At 58.3% G+C, this 22,077-nt stretch carries 17 protein-coding genes; 14 read left to right on the top strand and 3 right to left on the bottom strand.

The features are described 5' to 3' along the window. Positions 1–99 precede the first annotated feature (99 nt). From LRR79_RS12520 to LRR79_RS12490, 7 genes are all read left to right on the top strand, one after another. A complete protein-coding gene (locus tag LRR79_RS12520; RefSeq protein ID WP_231757539.1) occupies positions 100–549 on the top strand; it encodes a nuclear transport factor 2 family protein in 450 nt (149 codons plus the stop codon). Next, entirely contained in the window at positions 542–1,330 is a 789-nt protein-coding gene (locus tag LRR79_RS12515; protein WP_231757538.1) for an SDR family NAD(P)-dependent oxidoreductase, read from the top strand. The genes LRR79_RS12520 and LRR79_RS12515 overlap by 8 nt, the downstream gene beginning before the upstream one ends. Further along, positions 1,330–2,610 (top strand): NAD(P)/FAD-dependent oxidoreductase, encoded by a 1,281-nt coding sequence (locus tag LRR79_RS12510; protein ID WP_231757537.1) that lies wholly within the window; start codon positions 1,330–1,332, stop codon positions 2,608–2,610. Before LRR79_RS12515 ends, LRR79_RS12510 begins: the two co-directional genes overlap by 1 nt. Further along, on the top strand, positions 2,610–3,347 hold the full coding sequence (locus LRR79_RS12505; protein WP_231757536.1) for a DUF1365 domain-containing protein: 738 nt from the start codon (positions 2,610–2,612) through the stop codon (positions 3,345–3,347). Before LRR79_RS12510 ends, LRR79_RS12505 begins: the two co-directional genes overlap by 1 nt. Positions 3,348–3,401: 54 nt before the next feature. Further along, positions 3,402–4,718 carry an SAM-dependent methyltransferase gene (locus LRR79_RS12500; protein WP_231757535.1) on the top strand — a complete coding sequence of 439 codons (1,317 nt, stop codon included), beginning with the start codon at positions 3,402–3,404 and terminating at the stop codon, positions 4,716–4,718. A gap of 224 nt (positions 4,719–4,942) precedes the next feature. Continuing rightward, a complete protein-coding gene (locus LRR79_RS12495) occupies positions 4,943–5,338 on the top strand; it encodes a glycine zipper family protein (RefSeq protein ID WP_231757534.1) in 396 nt (131 codons plus the stop codon). Positions 5,339–5,562: 224 nt separating this feature from the next. After that, positions 5,563–7,413, top strand: coding sequence for a purple acid phosphatase family protein (locus tag LRR79_RS12490; RefSeq protein ID WP_231757533.1), 1,851 nt, complete (start codon positions 5,563–5,565; stop codon positions 7,411–7,413). Between the two features lie 66 nt (positions 7,414–7,479). On the opposite strand, the gene putA is transcribed toward LRR79_RS12490, so the two are convergent. Beyond that, positions 7,480–10,638 carry a bifunctional proline dehydrogenase/L-glutamate gamma-semialdehyde dehydrogenase PutA gene (gene putA, locus LRR79_RS12485; RefSeq protein ID WP_231757532.1) on the bottom strand — a complete coding sequence of 1,053 codons (3,159 nt, stop codon included), beginning with the start codon at positions 10,636–10,638 and terminating at the stop codon, positions 7,480–7,482. Positions 10,639–10,787: 149 nt separating this feature from the next. On the opposite strand from putA, the gene LRR79_RS12480 reads away from it, so the two are divergent. The 5 genes from LRR79_RS12480 to LRR79_RS12460 all read left to right on the top strand — a co-directional run bounded on the left by LRR79_RS12480 (position 10,788) and on the right by LRR79_RS12460 (position 14,680). Beyond that, positions 10,788–11,291 carry an Lrp/AsnC ligand binding domain-containing protein gene (locus tag LRR79_RS12480; protein WP_043315982.1) on the top strand — a complete coding sequence of 168 codons (504 nt, stop codon included), beginning with the start codon at positions 10,788–10,790 and terminating at the stop codon, positions 11,289–11,291. Between the two features lie 22 nt (positions 11,292–11,313). Continuing rightward, positions 11,314–12,237 (top strand): DMT family transporter, encoded by a 924-nt coding sequence (locus LRR79_RS12475; protein ID WP_231757531.1) that lies wholly within the window; start codon positions 11,314–11,316, stop codon positions 12,235–12,237. A gap of 80 nt (positions 12,238–12,317) precedes the next feature. Beyond that, positions 12,318–13,475, top strand: coding sequence for an acyl-CoA dehydrogenase family protein (locus LRR79_RS12470; RefSeq protein WP_231757530.1), 1,158 nt, complete (start codon positions 12,318–12,320; stop codon positions 13,473–13,475). Positions 13,476–13,590: 115 nt separating this feature from the next. Continuing rightward, positions 13,591–14,337, top strand: coding sequence for an AzlC family ABC transporter permease (locus LRR79_RS12465; RefSeq protein ID WP_231757529.1), 747 nt, complete (start codon positions 13,591–13,593; stop codon positions 14,335–14,337). Further along, complete coding sequence (locus tag LRR79_RS12460; protein WP_231757528.1) at positions 14,330–14,680, top strand: AzlD domain-containing protein; 351 nt, start codon at positions 14,330–14,332, stop codon at positions 14,678–14,680. The genes LRR79_RS12465 and LRR79_RS12460 overlap by 8 nt, the downstream gene beginning before the upstream one ends. A gap of 84 nt (positions 14,681–14,764) precedes the next feature. Here LRR79_RS12460 and greB read toward each other — a convergent pair whose 3' ends face one another. Together greB and LRR79_RS12450 are read right to left on the bottom strand one after the other, a co-directional pair. Further along, positions 14,765–15,274: a transcription elongation factor GreB gene (gene greB, locus LRR79_RS12455; RefSeq protein WP_231757527.1), complete on the bottom strand. Its 510-nt coding sequence runs from the start codon at positions 15,272–15,274 to the stop codon at positions 14,765–14,767. Then, positions 15,274–17,271 carry an alpha/beta hydrolase family protein gene (locus LRR79_RS12450; protein ID WP_277608700.1) on the bottom strand — a complete coding sequence of 666 codons (1,998 nt, stop codon included), beginning with the start codon at positions 17,269–17,271 and terminating at the stop codon, positions 15,274–15,276. Before LRR79_RS12450 ends, greB begins: the two co-directional genes overlap by 1 nt. 258 nt (positions 17,272–17,529) lie before the next feature. Here LRR79_RS12450 and LRR79_RS12445 point away from each other — a divergent pair, with 258 nt between their 5' ends. Then, positions 17,530–19,041 carry an alanine/glycine:cation symporter family protein gene (locus tag LRR79_RS12445; protein WP_231757525.1) on the top strand — a complete coding sequence of 504 codons (1,512 nt, stop codon included), beginning with the start codon at positions 17,530–17,532 and terminating at the stop codon, positions 19,039–19,041. Positions 19,042–19,256: 215 nt separating this feature from the next. Beyond that, positions 19,257–22,019: a hypothetical protein gene (locus LRR79_RS12440; RefSeq protein ID WP_231757524.1), complete on the top strand. Its 2,763-nt coding sequence runs from the start codon at positions 19,257–19,259 to the stop codon at positions 22,017–22,019. The last annotated feature ends 58 nt before the right edge of the window (positions 22,020–22,077 follow it).

The following is a 22,077-nucleotide window of genomic DNA, read 5'->3' as shown; positions in this document are numbered from 1 at the left end:
GTGATAAAGAGTAATACCGGGGGAGGGCTGGTTAATCCAATCCGATGGCGCCAGCGTAAACCAGACCAGACACCCACTGGCGAAGGAAAGCACAACGTTATGTCGCAAGCGGTTACAAAACTGAAAGCGCTTTATGCCAATTTCCTGACGGTAGACGCGAAATCGGTCGCCGACCTCTACGCGGAGTCGGTCGTATTCCGCGACCCGGTACACGAGGTCAAGGGGCTGCAGGCGATGCAGGCCTATTTTGCCGGGGTGTCTCAAAATCTGAACGAGTGCCGTTTCGAGTTCGACCGGGTAGTCGGTGCCGGTACCTGGCACAGTCTCTGGTGGGTCATGCACTATCGGCACCCGAAGCTGCAGGGGGGAAAGCAATTGCACCTGCGCGGCGCCTCCCTGATTCAGATCGATGCGCGGGATACACAGGTTATTTTCCATGAGGATGTATACGACCTCGGTGCCATGGTGTATGAGCAGGTACCGCTGCTGGGGACCGTCATACGCCATGTAAAGGGCCGGTTGGGGGATAGTGGAGGCGAAAATGGCTGACGCGGCAACCTGGTCGAGCAAACTCAATATCTGGGTGACGGGGGCCGGTTCCGGCATCGGCGAGGCGCTGGTACGGCGGCTCATTGCCGAGGGTCACTTCGTGATCATCAGTGGGCGTAACCGGGCCCCGTTGCTGGCGATTCAGCAGGCTGCGCCCACCCACGTAAAGGTGCTGGATTGCGATGTGGGCAACGACCAATCCATGGTCTCAGCAGCCAGTGACCTACAGGAAATAACCGATCAGCTGGATCTGGTTATCGCCTGCGCGGGGACCTGTGAGTACGACGAAGGCCTGACACTGGACATCGACAGTTACCGCAGAGTTTTTGATGCGAACTTTTTCGGTCTGGTGAACACACTGCGGGCTTCGCTACCCCTGCTGGGGGGCAGTCGCGCGCCCGTCTTTGTCGCGGTCGGCAGCCTGTCGTCGGTGATCGGCTTTCCCCGTGCGGAAGCCTACGGGGCCTCCAAAGCGGCGGTTGACTATTTCACGCAGGCGGTTCGAGCAGACACCTCCTTGACCTCCCTGCGCACGGTGCTTGTCCGTCCGGGATTTATCGATACACCGCTTACCCGAAAGAACGATTTTGATATGCCGTTTCTAATGGCACCGGAGAAAGCCGCAGAACGCATTCTCTCCGGTGTCAAAGCAGGGCGGCATAGGATTGATTTCCCCCGGCGGCTGAGCTGGCCGTTACGACTACTGCGCTTTTTTTCTCCAGTCTGGTTCAGACTGATTGCACCCCGTATGACAAGAATTCAAAAACTGAGGAAAGCGTAATGCGTATTGCGATCATCGGTAGCGGCATCTCGGGACTGACGGCGGCATATCTGCTGCATGAGACGCACGACATTACCCTGTTCGAGGCGGATGGCCGCCTGGGTGGGCACACGGCCACGATCGATGTTCGCGAAGGTCATCAGACAATTCCGGTAGATACCGGGTTTATCGTGTTCAATGATTGGACCTACCCAAATTTCATCAAGCTGATGAACCAGCTTGGGGTCGCAAACCAACCCACGGATATGGGATTCAGCGTCTCCGCGCCAGCCACGCCCTGTGGCAATCAACGAGAGTTTGAGTATGCCGGCAACAACCTCAATGCGCTTTTTGCCCAGCGCCGGAATTTACTCGACGGCGGTCACTGGCGGATGTTACGTGACATTGTCCGCTTTAACCGGGATGCCGTAGCGGACTGGAAAGAGGGCGCGCTCGGTGAAAATACCACGCTAGGCAGTTATCTCGTTTCCAATGGCTATTCCGATGAATTCGCGTCGCGCTATCTGGTTCCCATGGGGTCGGCGATCTGGTCGGCGAGTATGGCGCGGATGCTGGATTTTTCTGTCGACTTCTTCATTCGCTTTTTCTATAACCACGGCCTGTTCAATCTGTTCAACCGGCCGCAATGGTGGGTGATCAAGGGAGGGTCAAGGTCTTATATCGAGCCGATGACACGTGGCTTTGTGGACCGTATCCGCCTCAACACACCGGTTACCAGGGTGTTGCGGAATACGGACAATGTCCTACTCGAGTATCGCGCTGCAGAAGGAGAGGTCCGCTCTGAAGTGTTCGATCAGGTGATATTCGCCTGCCATTCCGATCAGGCTTTGCAGATTCTCGGTGACGCGGACAGAAATGAAATGGAAGTCCTCGGGCAGATCCCCTACGAAATGAACTCCGTAGTACTGCATACGGACGAGACACTCCTTCCAAAGCGCCAGTCCGCCTGGGCAAGCTGGAATTATCGTCTGCAGGGTGACGAAGCCGCGCTGCCGGCGCTCACCTACAACATGAATATTCTGCAGCGGCTAGACACGGAAAAAACCTACTGCGTTACCTTGAATGCCGACCACCTGATTGCGCCGGACAAAGTGATTGGAAGGTTCGAGTATGCGCATCCCCAGTTTTCAGTGCAGGGCAACGGTGCTCAGGCACGTTGGCCTGAGATTAACGGTACCAGGCGGACCTGGTTTTGTGGCGCCTACTGGGCCAACGGGTTTCATGAAGATGGTGTGGTCAGTGGCGTGCGTGTCGCGCGGGCGCTGGGAGCCGAGTTCTGATGCGAAGTGGTATCTACTCCGGTTGGATTCAGCATCGCCGATTCACGCCGAGGCAACACGGCTTCCGCTACAAGGGGTTTATGGTGTTTGCCTTTCTCGATGAACTCCCGGAGATTCTGGGCGCGTCCAGGCTCTGGTCGACGTCAAAGTTCGCCCCGGCCAGGTTCTGCCGTGAGGACTTTTTTGGCGACCCCAGGGTTCCCCTCGATCAGGCTGTGCGCGACCACGTGGAGCGCGCCTTGTGTGAACGCCCCAGGGGGCCCATCGCGTTTCTCGCAAACTGGCGATACTTTGGCTACAACATGAATCCCATCAGTATCTATTACTGTTTCGATGCCAAAGGCGAGGAGGTGGAGACGCTGCTGGTGGATGTACACAACACCCCCTGGAACGAGCGCCATGGTTATGTGTTGCCGGTAGGTGGCGGCAGGGTGCAGCGAGCCACCTTTGACAAGGCACTGCATGTTTCGCCATTCATGCCTTTTGAGCAGACTTACCACTGGCGAAGTACCACCCCGGACCGGCGGCTGACCGTAAGTATTCGTCTGGAGCAGGAGGGCGATTGGGTTTTCGATGCCTGCATGTCTTTACAGCGCGAAGAAATATCGGCGTCTGTGCTGGCGCGCAAGCTGATCCAGTACCCGCTCTTTACCGTAAAAGTGGTAGGCGCTATTTACTGGGAAGCACTCAGGCTGCTGATCAAGCGTGTGCCTTTTTACGCCCACCCCAAGACATAAGATAGCGCGCACCACACTGACAACGACGAGATATCCGGGGGATATTGACTGAGCATGAATATGATGCAGAAAGAAATTGCCCAAACCGCTACACAACTGTCCACCGCGGATACGGAAGTTCAGGCACCTGCTACCGTGCGCATCTCATGGCGTGATCAGGTCGCGCGCAAGCTGGTGCTCGGTAAGCTGGCATCCCTCAGCGTGGGCACACTGTATGTGCATGAGAAGTTTGGTGTGGAAGACATTTTGCAGTTCGGGCAGACGCCGGGCTTTTCCGATATTGAAGCACATATTTACGTCACGCATCCGTCCACGTACACCCAGGTCATGCTCAATGGCACCATCGGTTCAGGGGAAGCCTATATGGAGTCGGCCTGGCACTCTCCGGATCTTGTCCAGGTGATTCGTGTGATGGTGGCGAATATTGGTCTGTTGCAGGATCTGGATTCCCGTTGGCGTGTTCTGCACAAGCTTGTCTTGAAGGGGCTGCATCGTCTGAATGCGAACTCGCTGCGCGGTTCCCGGAAGAATATCTCTGCGCATTATGATCTCGGAAACGACTTTTTTGGTCTTTTTCTCGATCCCACCATGTTGTATTCCAGCGCAGTTTTTCCTTCAGAAAGCGCGAGCCTGACCGAGGCCTCTCAATTCAAAATGGCGCGGATCTGCCGAAAGTTGCAGCTGAAGCCCACAGATCACTTACTGGAAATCGGTACCGGTTGGGGGGGGATGGCGGTGTACGCGGCCAAGCATTTCGGGTGTCGCGTGACGACCACCACGATTTCCCGGGAACAATATGAATACGCGAAAGCCTGGGTGCAGCGTGAGGGGTTGCAGGACCACATCACCCTGTTACTGAAAGATTACCGGGAGCTGGAAGGACAGTACGATAAGATCGTGTCCATTGAGATGATCGAAGCTGTAGGGCACCAGTACTACAAAACCTTTTTCAGCCGTTGCAGTGCGTTGTTGAAAGACGACGGCATTATGGTGATGCAGGCCATCACCATCCAGGATCAGCGCTTTGAATCTTACAAAAACAGCGTTGATTTTATCCAGCGTTACATTTTTCCCGGTGGCTGCCTGCCATCCAATCAGGTAGTTGCAAACAATATCGCCGAGCATACCGATATGCAGATAGTCGGTCTGGACGATATCACCTTCGACTACGCAAAAACGCTCGCATCCTGGCGCGACAAATTCTTCGAGCATCTCGACGAAATCCGGGCGCAGGGGTTTGATCAGCGCTTTATCAACATGTGGGATTTCTATCTGTGCTATTGCGAAGGAGGATTCCTGGAAAGGGCGATCAGCACCGCGCAATTCACCTTTGCCAAGCCCCGTTGCCGAAAGTTGCCGGACTTGCGCTGACTTATTATGTGACTCGCCAGCCCCTCAGCCTCACTACCAAGACCCGGAGGGGCCTTCGGTCCCCTCTGCAGCCCGTCCGCCTTTTCTGCCACGTCCTCTTTTGCCACTCTCTTCTAAGCGCATGTGTCCTTATAGCAATTCACTACCAGTCCACCGTGGCGCGATCTTCCACGCTGGTCTAAACCTAAGAGGACACGGGCGACAAAATGTGAAGAGGGGCGCCAATGAAATTCCGACTTATGGCCGCTGCAGGCCTTAGTGCCGCCACGCTTTTTGGCTGTGCCAGCCAGCAGGAACAGGTGTACGGCGCAGGCGATATCGTAATCGATACCCAGGGCGTCAATATGCGGCAATATCAGCTGGATCTGGCGGACTGCAAAACCATGTCAATGGCCGCGCGCAATGACGCGGGCCGCAGAGGATTCACCCGCGCCGCCGGTGGCGCACTCCTGGGCGGTGCTCTGGGGGCGATCATTGGTGATACCAGTAGTGCTGCCGCCGGTGCCGCCGCCGCGGGCGGGCTGATTGGCGGTGTCAGCGGTGTAGGTAGTGCCCATGCAGAAGAGAGGGCTATCGCCCGTAATTGCCTGCGTGGAAGAGGGTATCGCGTCTTGAACTAGCTCCTGATTAATCCCTATCGGGCGAAATCAGTGGTTTCGTAATTCGGCAAACCACAGGATGTTGCGCCGGGCTATATGCCCGGCTTTTTTGCGTGCGTATCTTTCGTTGCGCCGCCGCCTTCGGTTCCGCCCTCTGTCACCAAATTGCCATGAAAAATTCATATCCCTGACGCCACCTTCGCGAATATGTCGTTAGAATCTGCGCATTATTTTTGGGGGGTTCTATGCGTTTATTTTCTAACCTGATTGTGGCTCTGTTGCTGCTCTGTTCTACGGTGGCTGTGGCAGCGGATAGCCCGGATAACGTTCACGACGAACTGGAGGAGCGGGTATCCCATATCATCGACCGCATGTCACGGGCGCTGTCACCGGCGGAGCGTATCGCTCTGACACCGGAGTCGGTGGTGGACTTTCTCACTGCCGATGAGCGGCGTTATCTCGGTACGGCATTCTCCCGATTTGAGGTGGATCGCAATGCGGTGATTTATGTCGCATTTGATGCTTCATATGGGGAAACCCCATTCTGGCTTGTGGACCAGCAGTTTACCCGGCGTGGGGAGCTGGATTTTATCGTGGATGAGGAGGATCCCTATCACGTATGGTCCAAAGCGGTGCCTGCAGGGGAGGTTCGCTTAGGGGTGCCGAGTCTGTCGGGGGAACTCAAGCCATATCTCGTTTTTGCCGCACCGGCACACGGGCGCTCGGCGGTATCGATTACCCCGCTGACGCCCGCGGTGGATGTGGAAATTGCCGAGATTGGCGGCAGGCCGTTTATCGATGACAACGACTATTTCAATACCTTGCCGTCAACACTGGCTGGGCTCCCGGTACTGCGCAGCTTCGAGAGCTGGGAGCTGGTTTCCCGCTTTGTGGGGTATTTCCGTGAAACTCGCTACCCATCGTCGGCTCGTCCCGATCATCTGCAGCTGACCTGGCAGGGTGACCCGGCGACCAGTGCGACCGTGCAGTGGCGTACCGATGACAGTGTGGATCAGGGGTTGCTGTGGGTGGCGCCAAAGGCCGATGTCCTGGCTCGCGGTGCGCAGGGCGCAATGCGCAAGAAGTCCAGTTTCTCGGAACTTCGCACCCGTCAGGTGGTGAATGACCCGGTGGTGCGTTTGCACCGTGTCGCTTTGGAGGGACTGAAGCCGGCGACCGACTATCTCTATGCGGTGAGTACAGACAATGGGAAGCACTGGACGGAGCCCCGGGAATTCCGTACCGCCGCTGCGACGCCAAGTGAACCGTTTTCATTTGTCTATCTGGGAGACCCGCAGAATGGGCTGGACCGTTGGGGGCAGCTGATCCGCCAGGCGGATTTCGAGTTCCCCCATGCGCGGTTCTATATGATCGCCGGAGACCTGATTGACCACGGTCAAGAGCAGGACAACTGGGATCAGTTCTTCCATGAGGGCAGTTCTGTGTTCGATCGTTCCATGGTGGTGCCGGCATTGGGCAACCATGACAGTCACGGTGGACATCCGACTCTCTATCTCAGACAGTTCGCGTTGCCGGACAACGGCAGCAGCAAGCTCGACCCGGGTCGCACCTATCATGTGACGTATCAGGATCTGCTTGTCGTAGTGATGGACTCCAACTATCACCTGGTAGAGCCTGAATTACAGGTGGACTGGCTGGACCGGGTGCTGGGGGAGAGCGATGCTCGCTGGAAGGTGGTGATTTACCACCATCCGTTCTATGCCTCCCGCGAAGGTCGCGACAATAAGTCGATCCGAGATACCTGGGGCCCGATTTTCGATAAGCACAATGTGGATATTGCCTTCCAGGGGCATGACCACGCGTATATGCGCACGGTGCCCATGCGTGGAAACGAGCCGGTGGCGGAGGGCGAGCAGGGCACCATCTACCTGGTGGCGGTATCCGGGACCAAGATGTACGAGCAGGAATTGCCGGAGTTTGCGGCCTTCGGTGCGGTAAACACCCGGACGTACCAGGTCATTGATGTGGATCCGCAAAGCGGTTCACTGGAATACCGTGCGATCAGTGATCAGGGGAAGGTGATTGATCAGTTTTCTCTGTTGAAACCTGCAGGTGCTGTGCAGGTAAACCGGTGAGCGCTGTCTCGCGCTCACCAAAAAAAGGCCCGGTGGAGCAGTAGCTCCCCGGGCTTTTTTTTGGGTTTACTGGCCCAGTGTAAACAGCTGGGTATTACCACCCGTGGCGACCGTGTTGATGGTCTTGGTTTTTTCGTTGGCGAAACGGAACAGGTAGTGCGGGCCACCTGCTTTGGGGCCCGTGCCCGACAACCCCATACCGCCGAACGGGTTGACCCCAACAACGGCACCAACCATGTCCCGGTTTACGTAGCAGTTGCCCGCGTCCACCCGTTTGAAAATGGCGCCGGCGCGCCCTTCGATGCGAGAGTGCAGGCCGAAGGTCAGGCCGTAGCCGGTGGCATTGATCCGCTGGATCATATCTTCCAGCTCTTCTGCCTTGAACCGCACCACATGCAGGAAGGGGCCGAATACTTCGCGCTTGAGCAGGTTGAAGTCCTCAATTTCCACCACCTGCGGGCCAAAGAAAGTGCCGCTGGCCGGCTGTCTGGCCGGGTCAAAGGAAAACCGTGGCTTGGCTTCCTGAGCCATGCGCTCGCGATGCTTCTCCAGTAGTCCCAGAGCCTTCTCATCAATCACCGGGCCAATATCGGTCTCCAGTCTGGCCGGGTCGCCCAGGGTCAGTTCTTCGCAGGCACCTTTGAGCATGTTCAGGAGATTGTCTGCTATCACATCCTGCACGCACAGAATCCGCAGTGCGGAGCAGCGCTGGCCGGCGCTGAGGAAGGCGGACTGAATGACATCGTCGACCACCTGCTCGGGCAGGGCAGTGGAGTCCACGATCATCACATTCTGGCCACCGGTTTCCGCAATCAACGGTACGATCGGGCCATCTTTCGCGGCCAGTTGCATATTGATGTGCTTGGCGGTTTCTGTGGAGCCGGTAAAGGCAACACCGGCCACCCGCGGGTCGTCCAGTAGCGGTTTGCCAACCGCGGCACCCGTGCCGGTTACCAGGTGCAGTACTTCTCCCGGCACGCCAGCTTCGTGCATCAGCTGGATCGCGCGGGCGGCAATCAGCGGTGTCTGTTCCGCGGGCTTTGCCAGCACGCCGTTGCCGGCGGCAAGGGCGGCAACTACCTGGCCGGTGAAAATGGCAAGCGGGAAGTTCCAGGGGCTGATGCACACAAACACACCGCGACCACACAGGCTCAGCTCATTGCTCTCGCCGGTCGGCCCGGGTAACACTGTGGGTGTACTGAAATGCTGGCGCGCGCCATTGGCGTAGTAGCGGCAGAAATCCACGGCTTCGCGTACTTCGGAAATGCCATCGTTCAGTGTTCGGCCGGCTTCGCGGCAGATCATTGCCACCAGCTCATCCATATGCTGTTCGTACAGATCCGCTACCTTATCGAGAATCGTTGCCCGGGCGTTTCCACCGAGGCGGTTCCAGGCGCGCTGGTGCTCTGCGGCGGATGCAAACGCCTGTTGGATCTGGGCTTCACTGGCGTTGGCGGTGTGCCCCACGGTTTCGCCGGTGGCCGGGTTTACAACCGGTAGATCGGCTGCGGCGGCGGTGCCATCAATAATCGGCCCGCCACTCCAGGATTTATCCTGTGTGGCTTCCACGGCTTGCAGCAGCGGTTCCACTGCGCAGGGATCGGTAAGCTCGATACCGGCTGAATTCTTCCGCGGCAGCGGCTCGTGGCCGAGATAGATATCTGCAGGCACGGGAATTTCCGGGTGCCGGTAGGGGTTGCACGCTTCGCTTTGTTTGAGGGTGTCCTGCACCAGCTCCTCCACCGGCGTCTTCTCATCCATAAAGCGGTTGACGAAGGAACTGTTTGCGCCATTTTCCAGCAGGCGACGCACCAGGTACGGTAGCAGGTCTTTGTGCGCGCCCACGGGAGCGTAAACCCGAACCGGCACGCGCTTGCCATGGACCGCTTCAATCTGGTCATAGAGCAGGTGCCCCATACCATGCAGCCGCTGGAACTCGTAGTTGTTGCCATCGCCGGCGAGCTCGAGAATCAGGCCAACGGTGTAGGCGTTGTGGGTGGCGAATTGCGGATAGATGGCATCGCGGCCATCCAGCAGTTTTTTGGCGCAGACCTGATAGGAGAGGTCGGTATGGCACTTGCGGGTATAAACCGGGTAGTCCGCCAGTCCCATTTGCTGGGCATGTTTGATTTCGGTGTCCCAGTAGGCGCCTTTTACCAGTCGCACCATCAGTTTGCGACCGGTATCCCGCCCCAGTGCAATCAGCCAGTCAGCAACGTGTGGCGCGCGCTTCTGGTAGGCCTGCAATACAAAACCCAGCCCCTGCCACTTGGCCAGTTCCGGGTCGCGGGCAAGGGACTCGAAAATATCCAGGGAGATGTCCAGGCGTTCCGCTTCTTCCGCGTCGATATTGAGGCCCATGTCGTACTTGGCTGCCGCTGCACACAGTGCCTTCACCTTGGGCAGCAGTTCGCTCATGACGCGCTCCCGCTGCAGTTCACTGTAGCGGGGGTGCAGGGCGGAAAGCTTGATGGAGATGCCGTTGGCTTCCACCGCATCTCCGTATGAATCGCGCCTGGTATTATCCGCACCGATCGCTTCAATGGCCATCATATAGGCGTCGTAGTAACGCTGCGCATCGGCCATGGTGCGCGCGCCTTCGCCCAGCATATCGAAGGAGAAGCGGGTACCGGGGGCGTTTTCCGCCGGGCCGCGCTTCAGCGCTTCTTTGATGGTGCGCCCCAACACATATTGGCCGCCCATGATCTTCATTGCCTGCATCATGGAGGTCCGCACCATGGGTTCGCCCATGCGGCTGACCAGGCGCTTCATCCAGGTAGAAGGCTTTTCGGTGATGTCCGGGTCCAGCTCGACGATATTGCCGGTGAGCATCAGCCCCCAGGTGGAGGCATTGACGAACAGGGAGTCCGACTGACCGCGGTGGCTGGACCAGTTGCCGGAGTGAACTTTCTCGGCGATCAGTTTGTCTGCAGTATCAGCATCCGGTACGCGCAGCAGGGATTCCGCCAGGCACATGAGTGCCACGCCTTCCTTATTGGAAAGTCCAAATTGCTGCAGAAACGCGTCTAGTGTCCCGCGCTTGCTGCGCTGCTCGCGGGACTTGACCACCAGCTGGCTCGCCGTCGACAGGATCTTCTCCCGCAGTGCCTCACCCGGGCGGGGGGCCGCCAGCAGCTCGCTGACGCACTGGTTCTCGTCGGCATGCAGATACTTACGGGCGTTCTGGCGCGCGCTTTTCAGTTCTCCGGCGAAATGTGTAGGCATAGGTATTTCCTTAGAGCCCTCTGAGGGGAATAAGCACAGGATAAAAACCCAGATTATGTGGGATAAATCCCAGAATTAATCTCCATTTTGGAAAAGAGTGTGGTTAAATATAGGGGTTATCCGGTTAATCACCAGTAGGGTATTTTGCTATGTCTCGGAAATTGGAAGATCTGGACCGTATTGACCGCCAGATTTTGCGGATTCTTCAACGTGCGGGCCGCCTTCCCAATGTGGAACTGGCGCGTCGCGTCAATCTGAGTCCTACGCCGTGCCTCGAACGGGTCAAGCGTCTGGAGCGCGAAGGCTTTATTAAAGAGTATGTTGCGCTGCTGGACCCACTCAAGGTTCATGCGGGTCTCGTGGTCTATATCCAGGTATCCCTGACGGATACCGCGACCGAAGCGCTGGAAGCATTCAACAAGCATCTGTCCAGTCTCGAAGAGGTTCAGGAGTGTCACATGGTGGCCGGCGGTTTTGACTACCTGGTAAAAATCCGTATCAAGGATATGCTGGGGTACCGTCAATTCCTTGGTGAAAAACTCGCTTCGGTCCCCGGTGTGCGGGAAACCCATACCTATGTTGTGATCGAGGAAGTGAAGACCGATACCTCGGTGGCGATTCCCGAGCAGGACCTGAAAAACGGCAAGCGATGAGCAAACGGTTTTAACCGCTCTGATGGAAGCACCTGCCAGTTCATTTTCCCGCAATAATCGCCGTGCGACGTGGTTCGCGCTGGCCGCAGTGCTGTGCTGGTCCACGGTGGCCAGCGCCTTCAAACTCTCCCTGCAATATCTGTCGCCGCTGCAGCTAGTGACTATTGCGTCACTGGTTTCCACGGTCTTTATGGGAGCGGTTGTCCTGTGGCAGGGGTTGGGCCGGGAGCTGCGCGACAGCTGGCGGCGATCCCGGGGCTGGTTTCTCGCCCTCGGGTTCTGCAATCCTTTTCTCTATTACCTGGTTCTCTTCCACGCCTACGATCTGCTGCCTGCGCAGCAGGCCCAGCCGCTCAATTACACCTGGGGCGTGGTGCTGGCGCTGCTGTCGGTGCCGCTTTTGAAACAGAAGCTGCGCAGGCAGGATCTGTTCGCCGGTCTGGTGTGCTATGGCGGGGTCGTGGTGATTGCCACAGGGGGCAATCTGGCAGAGCTCAGGTTTGAGCAGCCCTGGGGCGTGGCACTGGCATTGTTCAGTACGCTGGTCTGGTCCTGTTACTGGCTATTGAATACCCGTATCGGTGGAAATGCATCGGTAAACCTGTTCCTGACATTCTGCTGCGGCCTGCCCTGGTTGGCCGCAGCCGTGTGGTGGCAGGGGGACTGGCAGTGGCCACCACTGGGTGGCTGGATAGGTGCGGTATACGTGGGCCTGTTTGAAATGGGTATTGCCTTTTTATTATGGCAGGCGGCGCTGCTGCACTGCGATAACACCGCGCGTATCAGCAATTTTATCTATCTCTCTCCGCCCCTGTCGCTGTTATTGATCGCGCTGCTGGTGGGAGAGCGTATCCATCTGGCGACCATCGCCGGCCTGGCGCTGATTTTACTGGGCGTGGCAATACAACAGGGAGCCTTGCGGCGGTTCCTGTTGCGCCGGAAATAACCGTAACCCTTATAACAATAACGACGCATTGTCCGATGAACCATTGGATGTATGCCTGCAATGATGAGTGAGAAAACGTCATGAATTTCGAATTGTCCGAAGAGCAGCAGATGATCCGGGAGGCGGCGGGTCAGTTTGCGGATAGTGAGCTGAAGCCCATTGCGGCAGAGCTGGATAAGACCGGTAACCGGGCGCTGTTTCTACAGAAACTCAAGGAGCTGGCCGAGCTCGGATTCATGGGAATCAATATCGACCCGGAATATGGTGGCACTGGCGCCGGCACCATCGCGTTCAGTCTCGCGATTACGGAAATTGCCCGCGGCTGTGCCTCCACGGCGACCACCACCTCGGTCACCAATATGGTGGCAGAGGTCATTCAGGCGATGGGTAGCGTGGAGCAGAAACAGTATTTTCTGCCCAAAATCTGCAGCGGCGAGTACCCGGCGGGATCCTTCTGTCTGACCGAGCCGAGCTCGGGCTCTGATGCCGCGGCCATGCGTACCCGGGCGGTGAAAGATGGCGACCACTATGTCCTGAATGGCAGCAAACTGTTTATCAGCAGCGCGGAGTTTGCCGGGGTATTTGTGGTTTGGGCGGTGACGGATGCTGCCGCTCCCAAAGGGAAAGGGATCTCCTGTTTCCTGGTGGAAGCCGGTACGCCGGGGCTGGTGATTGGCAAGGCGGAAGAAAAAATGGGGCAGAAGGCCTCTGTGACGAACGAGGTCGCCTTTGAAGACTGCCGTGTGCCCGCCGCCAATATGCTGGGACAAGAGAACCGCGGTTTCCGTATTGCCGCGGGCGAGCTGGCTGGAGGGCGTATCGGTATCGGTTCGCTGGCTCTGGGGATCGGCCTTGAGGCGCTGGATTGCGCGCGCAATTACCTGCAGGAGCGTGAGCAGTTCGGAAAGCCGCTGGCACAGTTTCAGGGGCTGCAGTGGCAATTGGCCGACAAATATACGGAGATGGAGGCCGCGCGCCTGTTATTGTTGCAGGCAGCGTGGCAGAAAGATGCGGGGCAGCCATTCGGGCCCGCTGCTTCCATGGCCAAGCTTTATGCGTCGGAGAAGGCCAATGAGGCCTGCTATGTGGCGCTGCAGATGCACGGCGGCGTTGGTTATACCCGGGAGTTCCCCCTGGAGCGGATGGCGCGGGATGTGCGTATCACCACGATTTACGAAGGCACCAGCGAGATTCAGCGCTTGATTATCGCCCGGCATTTACTGGACGGCGTGCGTTAATCCGGCTCGTCAATTGCCGGTGGCTCAAGCCCCCGCAGCCGGTAGCGGCTGCCGGGGCTTTGTCTTTTTCAGATTGTATTTTTTATCGCCCGACGGGCAAAAAGGATTGGATGTTTTGAGTTCTTCTGCCACCCCAGATAAGCGCCCGGCGTGGGTCACCGGCGCGCGCGAGGGTATTCCACTGTTGGGCGGCTATGTTCCGGTGGCGATTTCTTTTGGCTTGATCGCGGTGCAGTCTGGCTTCTCCGCCTGGGAGGCCATTTTGATATCGACTCTGGTGTATGCGGGGGCCTCCCAGTTCCTGTTTGTGGCCATGGTCGCTGCCGGCGCACCACTGTGGCTGGTGGTGGTGATGACATTATTGATCAACGCTCGGCATGTGGTGTACGGGCCGAATATTGCGCCCTGGCTCGGTCGCAGTCGTTACTGGCCCTGGTTGATGCACGGCCTTACCGACCAGATTTTCGCGCTGTCCCATGTGCGTCTTCCGCAGCTCCCTCCACAGGATCGTATGGGCTGGTACATCGGGGCTTCGCTGGTGGCCTGGTTCAGCTGGATTGGGGGAACGGCGATCGGTGCGATTGCCGGCAAGGAGTTGACGCAGCGCTGGCCCCTGGTCGGTGAGGTGATGCCATTTGCCTTGCCGGCGCTGTTTCTGGTGCTGCTCGCGCCCAAATTAGCATCCCGTCACTGGGCGATGACGCTGGCCGCAACCACCACCATTGCGCTGATATTTGCCATCTATGGATTCAAAAACGCCGCGATTCCCATCGCCGCGTTGTGTGGTGCACTGGTGTACTACGGGCTGGACAGACTGGCGCGGAATCGGGGACAGAGGAATGATGCGGTGAACCATGGATAACACACTCTGGCTGGCCCTGGTGACCACCGCGGTGGGAACCCTGATGCTGCGTGCATTGCCACTACTGTGGATGCGGCGGCACCTGATTCGCAAACAGTCGGCAAACTCACTGGAGGCGATGCCGTCCTGGCTGACCGTGCTCGGTCCGTTGATGATTGCGGCAATGTTTGGTGTGTCACTGATGCCGGCAACGCCGAGCCCTGCCACCTGGTGGGCGACAGCCATTGGTATCCTCGCCACCTATTTGGTATGGCGGCGGACCCGTTCACTGGGTTGGCCGGTTTTTGCCGGCGTTGCAGTGTATGGAGCGATTGTGGTGCTGGCCGGGTATGCCGCTTGGTGACGCCTGCGACCAGCTCTGCCAACGCTTGCGTGAATCGTCAGCCAGCGGACAGGTATGCCTGAATGGAGGAGCCTGGCCGGCACCTCAGGTTGATATTTCAGGATATTCCACTTCGCAGATGTAGTAGGTCACCCACTGTTCCATCTGCTGAATTTCCACCTCATCGTCAATGCTTTTTCCCAGCAAGGCGCGGGCGACAGGAGAGTCCATCGAGATCAACCCTTCCTTCACGTTGAATTCGTCCGGGCCCACAATGCGATATTTCGTTGTGTTGCCATCCTCGTCTTCCAATGTTACCCAGGCGCCGAAGAACACTTTGCCCCGGTCATCGGGGACGCGGTCGACCACGGTGATTTCTTCGAGTCGCTTGGTGAGAAAGCGCACACGGCTGTCAATTTCACGCAGTCTTTTCTTGCCGTAGATGTAGTCGGCATTTTCGCTGCGATCGCCGAGTTTTGCCGCGTCGCTCACTGCCTGGGTGACCCTCGGGCGTTCAATTTCCCAGAGTTGCTTCACTTCTGCACGCATACGCGCGGCACCTTCCGGCGTGATATAGCGGGAACCACGGGGCCGCGGTGGGCGCCAGCGCCCCATCAGTGCTCGCCCTCGAGATTGTCGATTTCGATACCGGGGCCAGGTTGGGGCAATGGGAAACGGAATATGCGGCTGTAGAACTCCAGCTCGCCTTCCAGTGCCTTCTGGATACTGCTTGCGGAGCGGAAGCCGTGTCCTTCCTCCGCAAAGGTAATGTAGGCCACCGGAATACCCCGCTCACGCAGTGCCTGCACCATGGTCTCAGCCTGACTGGGGGGTACCACCTTGTCTTCCATTCCCTGGAAAAAGATCACCGGGCAGTCCAGCTGCTCGATGTGGTTGATGGGGGAGCGCTGGCGGTAGATCGTTTCCGTCCCCGGCCAGGGCCCAACCAGTTTGTCGAGATAGCGCGATTCGAACTTGTGGGTGTCCTGGGCGAGTGTGGTGAGGTCGCCAATACCGTAGTGGCTGGCACCCGCGGAAAACGTATTGTGAAAGGTGAGGGCGGCCAGCACTGTGTAGCCGCCGGCGCTGCCACCTTTGATCAGCAGGCGGTTCGGATCGGCGAGGCCCTGTTCCACCAGGTATTCCGCGCCCGCGCAGACATCTTCGACGTCGAGAATGCCCCAGTTGTTTTCAAGGCGATCGCGGTAGGCGCGGCCGTAGCCGGTACTGCCGGAATAATTGACATCCAGAATACCGAAGCCGCGGCTGGTCCAGTATTGCACTTTCAGGTTGAGCCCGGCGGAAGTTGCCCCGGTAGGGCCGCCATGGCCGAACACGATTAACGGCGGTTTCTCATCCGGGGCACCGCGGTAGCCGGGGTTGTGCGGTGGGTAGTAAAAACCGTGTACCTCGCGACCGTTCTTTTCGAAGGTGATTGGTTGCGCCGGCGAAAAGCACTCCCGGTTCACCGGGGTGGAACTGCTGCTGGCGACGGTCCGAAACTGACCGGATTCACTGGAATAGAGGTATACCGCAGGGAAGTCTGTCGCGCTGCTGCCGATAAACAGCGCCCGGTTCTGTGCGCACCGAATACTCTCGAAGTCGCAGCCGGGGTGCTCCAGCAAGCGGTGTTCACCGCGCTTGAGGTCAATGTTTGCCAGCTGCCAGCGCCCGTTTTGCGTAAATGTGCAGAAGAGCGTGTCACGGTCCAGAAAACCATAGGTGGACATCCCAAAGACCCACTGCGGAGTCGCAAATTCGGCATCTTTGTCCCAAACCGGCGTGTCGCTGCCGGTCCAGTAGATATTCCACCAGTTGTTTTTATCGGAGACATAGTACAGGTCGCCGGCAGGTGACCACTGCGGCTGGAACACGGATTCGCCGGTGCCACCGGCGATCTGCTGGCTTGCCTGGACGGTACCATTTTCGTCAAGTTCCGCGAGCATCAGCTCGGTGGCGTCCCAGGGCATGTTCGGGTGGTGCCACTGAAGAAAACTGAGCTGCTTTCCATCGGGGCTGAGACCGGGGGAAGCGTAGAAATCTGCACCTTCCGCAAGCACGGTGTACTGAAATGTCCCGTCGTGTTCGTCGCGATCCTGCAGCCCGATGGCGATAAGGCGGGCAACGGGCTCAGCTTCCGGGTCAGACGCATCCTCAAGGACACAGATCAGGCGGTTGCGCTGCCGGTCCAGTTGCAGATCTGCATAGTGATACGCGCCCTCCGGCGTCAATGGTTCCGGAGTCTGTCCATCAAGCGCCATTCGATAAATGCGCTGGTCCGCTGCGAGCACGAAATACACCACGCCGTCAGCCACGGTGTAGGCACCGCCACCATATTCATGGGCTTTGGAGCGGACGCTCAGAGGCGCGGGAATAAGATCCCGTACCCGCAAATTTTCTGGATCGGAAAGATCACATTCCACCAGAACTGAGCGACCTTTCTCAGCGGGACGGGATTCGAGCCAATAGGCATTTCCGTCAAACAGGCGTGCGTCGCTGAGGCGAACATTGCCCGCGGTTAACAGGTTTGCGGTCACGGGAGAGGTCCAGCTGCCATAGGGTGCCGTTTGCGGCGCGGACGTGTGGACTGATGAAGAGTGGTTAGAAGACATGACGGTACGCGGAATCCCTGTTCGGTGCCTGAATACTGCTTGACCGCTGAGCGCAGCCAGATTAGAGGTATTGTACGTCAGCGTCGGTGGGTCACAAGTGGCGGATGACCCGCGGCACACGCCCACCGAGTGCGGGTGCGGTTCGGGTGGCGCTTTCCGGGTGCTGATCTTTACTGGATTTATAGGAAAAATTTTCGTCCCTTGTCCAGCGCAATATTCTGGCAACGGATTCTGCACCGGTGGGTAAAAAGGATCTTCATGCAGGCATTTCTGGAGTTATTCGCCGCCGTTGTCAGTGCGGGCAACCAGATCACCTGGGGTGGGCTGGGCGGCGTCTGGTGGCTGGGCATTCTGATTGCTGCACTGCTGCCAGCGGGCATTTACTTTACGGTGCGTACGGGCTTTGTTCAGATTCGCGCCTTTGGCCATATGTTGCGCGTCATGGCACGCAGTTTCCGCAAGGAGCGTGACGATTGTGTGTCTTCCTTTGAAGCCTTTGCCACAAGTGCTGCGGCGCGGGTGGGCACCGGCAATATTGCGGGCGTTGCCGTGGCCATCACCGCAGGCGGGCCGGGTGCGGTGTTCTGGATGTGGATGGTGGCACTGGTGGGTATGGCCACCAGCCTGATTGAAAATACGCTGGCGCAAACCTTTAAGGAACCGGGCGATGAACCGGGGACCTTTCGCGGTGGGCCGGCGTATTACATCGACAAGGGGCTGGGGAAGAAATGGAAGTGGCTATCGGTACTGTTTTCCGTATTCCTGGTGATCTGTTTCGGCTTTTTCTTTAATGCCGTCCAGGCCAATGCCATGGCGGATGCCATTAATGCGGCCTGGGGTGTTCATCCGCTATTGATCGGCATAGTCATTGCCGTACTTGCCGGAATGATTGTGTTTGGTGGTATTCATACCATCGGCCGTTTCGCGGGTATCGTGGTGCCGGTTATGGCGCTGTTTTACATCGTGATCGCGCTGGTGATCGTGGTGATGAATATCGACCGCCTACCGGAGGTGTTTGCCCTGATTCTCGGCAATGCCTTCGGCGCTCAGGAAGCGGGTGCCGGCGCTTTTGGGGCCGTGGTTGCCAATGGCATCAAGCGCGGGCTCTTCTCCAATGAGGCGGGGATGGGGTCGTCACCGAACGTCGGTGCGGCGGCCGACGTGAAACATCCGGTCGTGCAGGGTTACGTGCAGATGGCCTCGGTGTTTCTCGATACCATGATGATCTGCACCGCGACGGCGGCAATCATTCTGCTGAGTGATGTGGAGCTGAGTGGTGCGGTCGAAGGCGTTACACTCACTCAGTCGGCGCTGGCCAGTATTCTCGGCCCCTGGGGCAACAGTTTCGTGGCCGTTGCACTGCTGTTTTTTGCGTTTACCTCCATTATCGCCAACTACTATTACGCCGAAACCAATATCTTCTATCTCTGGCACACCCGAACGTCGATATTCTGTTACCGGGTCCTGTATATCGGCTTTATCCTGTTTGGCGCCTGGGTCGCCTATACCGGCAGTTCCGGAAATTTTGCCTTGCTGTGGAACATGGCCGATATGTCCATGGGCTTTATGGCGTCTGCAAACCTGCTGGCGATTCTGCTGCTATCCGGTGTCGCCCTGAAGGTGTTTTCTGACTATGAAGAGCAGCGCAGTCGCGGTATCAACGAACCGGTTTTTGACGCGCGGCGCTGCGATATTCCGGGGATCGATCCTTCGGTCTGGACCCCTTCGGAAAATACCGCAAAACCTCCCACCGAGCAGGACACAAAATAACGCGCCAGTCCCTCTGCTGACTGCATTTGAAACGTGATCCAGGCGATAGTTGAACTGGGATTTCGTCGGTGGCTCGATTGGGAACTGATTGGGGAAATTGCGCTTCGGGTGTCGGCCGAAATTCCAGTGAGAACCAGTCCCCACTCCCATGGCTTCTAATCTCGTACCCTGCGGCCCATCTACGGATATCTGCCCGCGGGGGCGACGAGGAACAGATGGCAAGCCAGGCAAGGATTCACAACCGGGTACCCGACAATCTGCAGGGAAGAAATCAGGACCGATTTCAGATCATTTCTGCAGGAAAAACACTGCGTGCCAAACCGCCAAAGGAAGTGTTGCAGCAGCTGATGAGTGCATTTTCCATCGGTGGGGATCAGGCACGGAAGCTGTTTTTGAAAGGCTGGGTCATCAAGGATCAGCTGACCGCGGGGGAGGTGGTGCAGTTTCGTACACAGCTTCAGCAACTTGGTCTGAAAATCGAGGTACACCCTGCAGGCACCTTCGATAATCGCGCGATTCTCGCGCGATTGAAATTTGCTCGACAGCGGCAGGAGCGCAAGTCACAGCCGGCTACCACCACAGGCCGACCTGGCCCCGAGGTGGCGCCGGCGCTGCAGGTTGCGGCGCCGAGTCAGGTCGCACCCTCCAGCAGTAAACCTGCGCCCAGCAACCCTAAACCGTCTGGTGGGGGCGCCCCCAGTCAATCGACCGCGCCCGCTGCGGCAAAAAGCGCCGCCACACAGCGGACCACAGCGGCGCAGGGAAGGGGCGCAAAAAATGCCCCGGAGCTGACCAGCCCCCCGAAATCCGAGCCAAAAGACAGTGCGGCCCGCGCACAGCTGCGGGCACTGTTCCGTTCCGCTGTCAGCGCCGCATCGCCCGCCCCGGGAAGCAGAATTGCCATGCTTCCCCAATTGCTTCTGGCGTCGGTTGTACCTGCCGGATTCGTGGGGCTGCTGCTTCTCTGCTTGTATCAGCTGGGAGGGGCGTTCTGGGCATTGCCATCGGCAGTGCTTGCCGGTGAGTTTGGCGTGGGTACATTGGCGGGGAGCGGCGTGACCATCCTACTGGTGTGCTTCTGCATGGCGCTGATTCTGACCCCGTTCTTTTCTATCGGTTCCTCGGGGCTGCACGCCGGTGTGGCCGGTGATCTTGATCCGGTTCGCCTGTCCAAGCGGGACGCTCCGGGCTTGTTTTTATTGCTGGAAGTGATGGCCGAGACCTGTGGTGTGAGCATTGCGCGAAAGCAGAAAGGTCCGCGCAATCTCGCGTCGGCGAACCGGATTCTGGCCACGGAGGTGGTCGTGACCGCAGGCGCGGAAATCCGCGTGATGCAGGCGCCGTTCTCCCCACCAAAATTGTCGCTTGGCCTCGGTGCAGTGGCCACCCTGGAAGGTGGCGATGTCGTGGCATTGATGGCCAGAGCCATGAGTCCGTACCAGAATCACTGGTACCGGGCTGCCCAGTCGCTTGCAATCGGTACCTCTGAGCGTTTGCAGCGGGCGCAGGATGCACTGGAACGGGAGGCAACGATCATCGGCGCCGATGATACAGTCCCGGTAGTGCTGAAGCCGCTGCACAAGCTGCTGGTGATTTGCGGCCGCCCGCTGGCTCCGCTATTTGATCGCCTGCAGGCTGCGCACCGCCACATGAGCGGCCCCTTGGCGCGACGTCTGGAAGCACACGCGGATCTTGCTGCCGGCCAGCTGGTTGGATCGGACGGATTCCATCATTTTGCCGAGCGTTGGAATCGTCTGGTTCATGCGGACCTGGTGTGTGGTGAGATCAACCGCGAAGCCCAACTGCTGGGTAAGCGCCTGATGAATGTTCCTCTGGCGGTGCGCTGGTTGTACAACAACACCAGTGCGCAAACCCTGAAGGGGATAGACGCGGCGATGGCGGAGGAGACCGATTGCTGGGCGCAAGAGGAACCCGCTGGCCATCTGCGTATCGGTGCGGTGGAAGAGCACCAGTTGCCGCCAGGTCTGCAGCGACAGGACTTTTCATTGCAGAAACTGTTTATCGATTTTACCGAGCTCGCCGCACGGGTCAGCCGGGTAGGAGGGGATGACAGTTGCCGTCCGGTGGAAAACCGCCTGTTGTTGGAAACTGACAAAAACGCCGAGGCCGCCCAGCAGGTGTTGACGCGATATTTCAACCGCGCCATCCCCCGGGACTTCGTGCACCTTCAGCTACCGCGGAACGAAGAGCTCCGGACACTGGATCTCCAGTCGTGCATAGACTGGTTGCGTGGCCGGCTGGTAGATCTGCAGGAACTGGAACAGCGGATTGCGCAGTTGCAACGCAAGGGGGCGCGGATACAGATTGGTGCGGCGCTGGTGCGCGCGAATGTGCGGGTGGACCCCCGTCTCTACGACCTGAATGGGACAACGCCGGCAGCGACAGATGAGTCGCGCCAGGACAATCGGGTTCGCCTCAGCGAGTGCCTGCAACAGCGTCAGCAGTTGCACAGTATGTTTTATTTGCGGGTGGAGCGGGCCATGGCAACCATGGTGGCGGCGGATCGAAAAGCGGCGCAAACGGCACTCGCGCGGCTGCGCAAATTTGATGCCCTAAATGAGCCTCTGACCACACTGAATCGATACAGCGATGTGGTCTGCGAGTTGATCGAGCGCGCCCCAACTCAGGAGCTGCCCACTGCATTGCTGCAGAAGTACCCGGAGCTGATCGCCCAGCAGATACGGCAGCTGGAAGAAGCCGCTCGGGCCCGGCAGGTGCCGCTGACCCCGGCGCAATTGGAAAAATTGCAGTCCTGCGCAACCGGAGAGACCGCGATTTCGGGCGCGGTCCGGGGTGATGATGTCAGCGGTGAGCTCCAGGCACTGGAGTTGCGCGGCAAGTCTGCCAGTGGTGTGGTGATGGAAGCCTATCAGGCCGAACTGGCACAACTGCTGGCGTTATGCCTCGCAGAGGAGGAGCGCCTGAAAGTGAAGCCGTTGCGTCTCGCCAGTCTGTGAGGCTCAGTCAGGGAACTGCCTGTGCGGATTCGCGCCGATCGTGACCGCCGCAACGGGC

The sequence above is a fragment of the Microbulbifer elongatus genome (genome assembly GCF_021165935.1).
GTDB classification, from domain to species: domain Bacteria; phylum Pseudomonadota; class Gammaproteobacteria; order Pseudomonadales; family Cellvibrionaceae; genus Microbulbifer; species Microbulbifer elongatus.
The sequence above is the reverse complement of the archived record's forward strand: the minus strand, read 5'-3'. Positions and strand labels throughout refer to the sequence as shown.

Coding starts and splice junctions, on each gene's coding strand:
- greB (WP_231757527.1), bottom strand. CDS start 15,274: ATGGGGCGCTGGCGCCCACCGCGGCCCCGTGGTTCCCGCTATATCACG.
- LRR79_RS12520 (WP_231757539.1), top strand. CDS start 100: ATGTCGCAAGCGGTTACAAAACTGAAAGCGCTTTATGCCAATTTCCTG.
- LRR79_RS12440 (WP_231757524.1), top strand. CDS start 19,257: ATGGCAAGCCAGGCAAGGATTCACAACCGGGTACCCGACAATCTGCAG.
- LRR79_RS12470 (WP_231757530.1), top strand. CDS start 12,318: ATGAATTTCGAATTGTCCGAAGAGCAGCAGATGATCCGGGAGGCGGCG.
- LRR79_RS12490 (WP_231757533.1), top strand. CDS start 5,563: ATGCGTTTATTTTCTAACCTGATTGTGGCTCTGTTGCTGCTCTGTTCT.
- LRR79_RS12510 (WP_231757537.1), top strand. CDS start 1,330: ATGCGTATTGCGATCATCGGTAGCGGCATCTCGGGACTGACGGCGGCA.
- putA (WP_231757532.1), bottom strand. CDS start 10,638: ATGCCTACACATTTCGCCGGAGAACTGAAAAGCGCGCGCCAGAACGCC.
- LRR79_RS12450 (WP_277608700.1), bottom strand. CDS start 17,271: ATGTCTTCTAACCACTCTTCATCAGTCCACACGTCCGCGCCGCAAACG.
- LRR79_RS12475 (WP_231757531.1), top strand. CDS start 11,314: ATGGAAGCACCTGCCAGTTCATTTTCCCGCAATAATCGCCGTGCGACG.
- LRR79_RS12505 (WP_231757536.1), top strand. CDS start 2,610: ATGCGAAGTGGTATCTACTCCGGTTGGATTCAGCATCGCCGATTCACG.
- LRR79_RS12495 (WP_231757534.1), top strand. CDS start 4,943: ATGAAATTCCGACTTATGGCCGCTGCAGGCCTTAGTGCCGCCACGCTT.
- LRR79_RS12460 (WP_231757528.1), top strand. CDS start 14,330: ATGGATAACACACTCTGGCTGGCCCTGGTGACCACCGCGGTGGGAACC.
- LRR79_RS12445 (WP_231757525.1), top strand. CDS start 17,530: ATGCAGGCATTTCTGGAGTTATTCGCCGCCGTTGTCAGTGCGGGCAAC.
- LRR79_RS12515 (WP_231757538.1), top strand. CDS start 542: ATGGCTGACGCGGCAACCTGGTCGAGCAAACTCAATATCTGGGTGACG.
- LRR79_RS12500 (WP_231757535.1), top strand. CDS start 3,402: ATGAATATGATGCAGAAAGAAATTGCCCAAACCGCTACACAACTGTCC.
- LRR79_RS12480 (WP_043315982.1), top strand. CDS start 10,788: ATGTCTCGGAAATTGGAAGATCTGGACCGTATTGACCGCCAGATTTTG.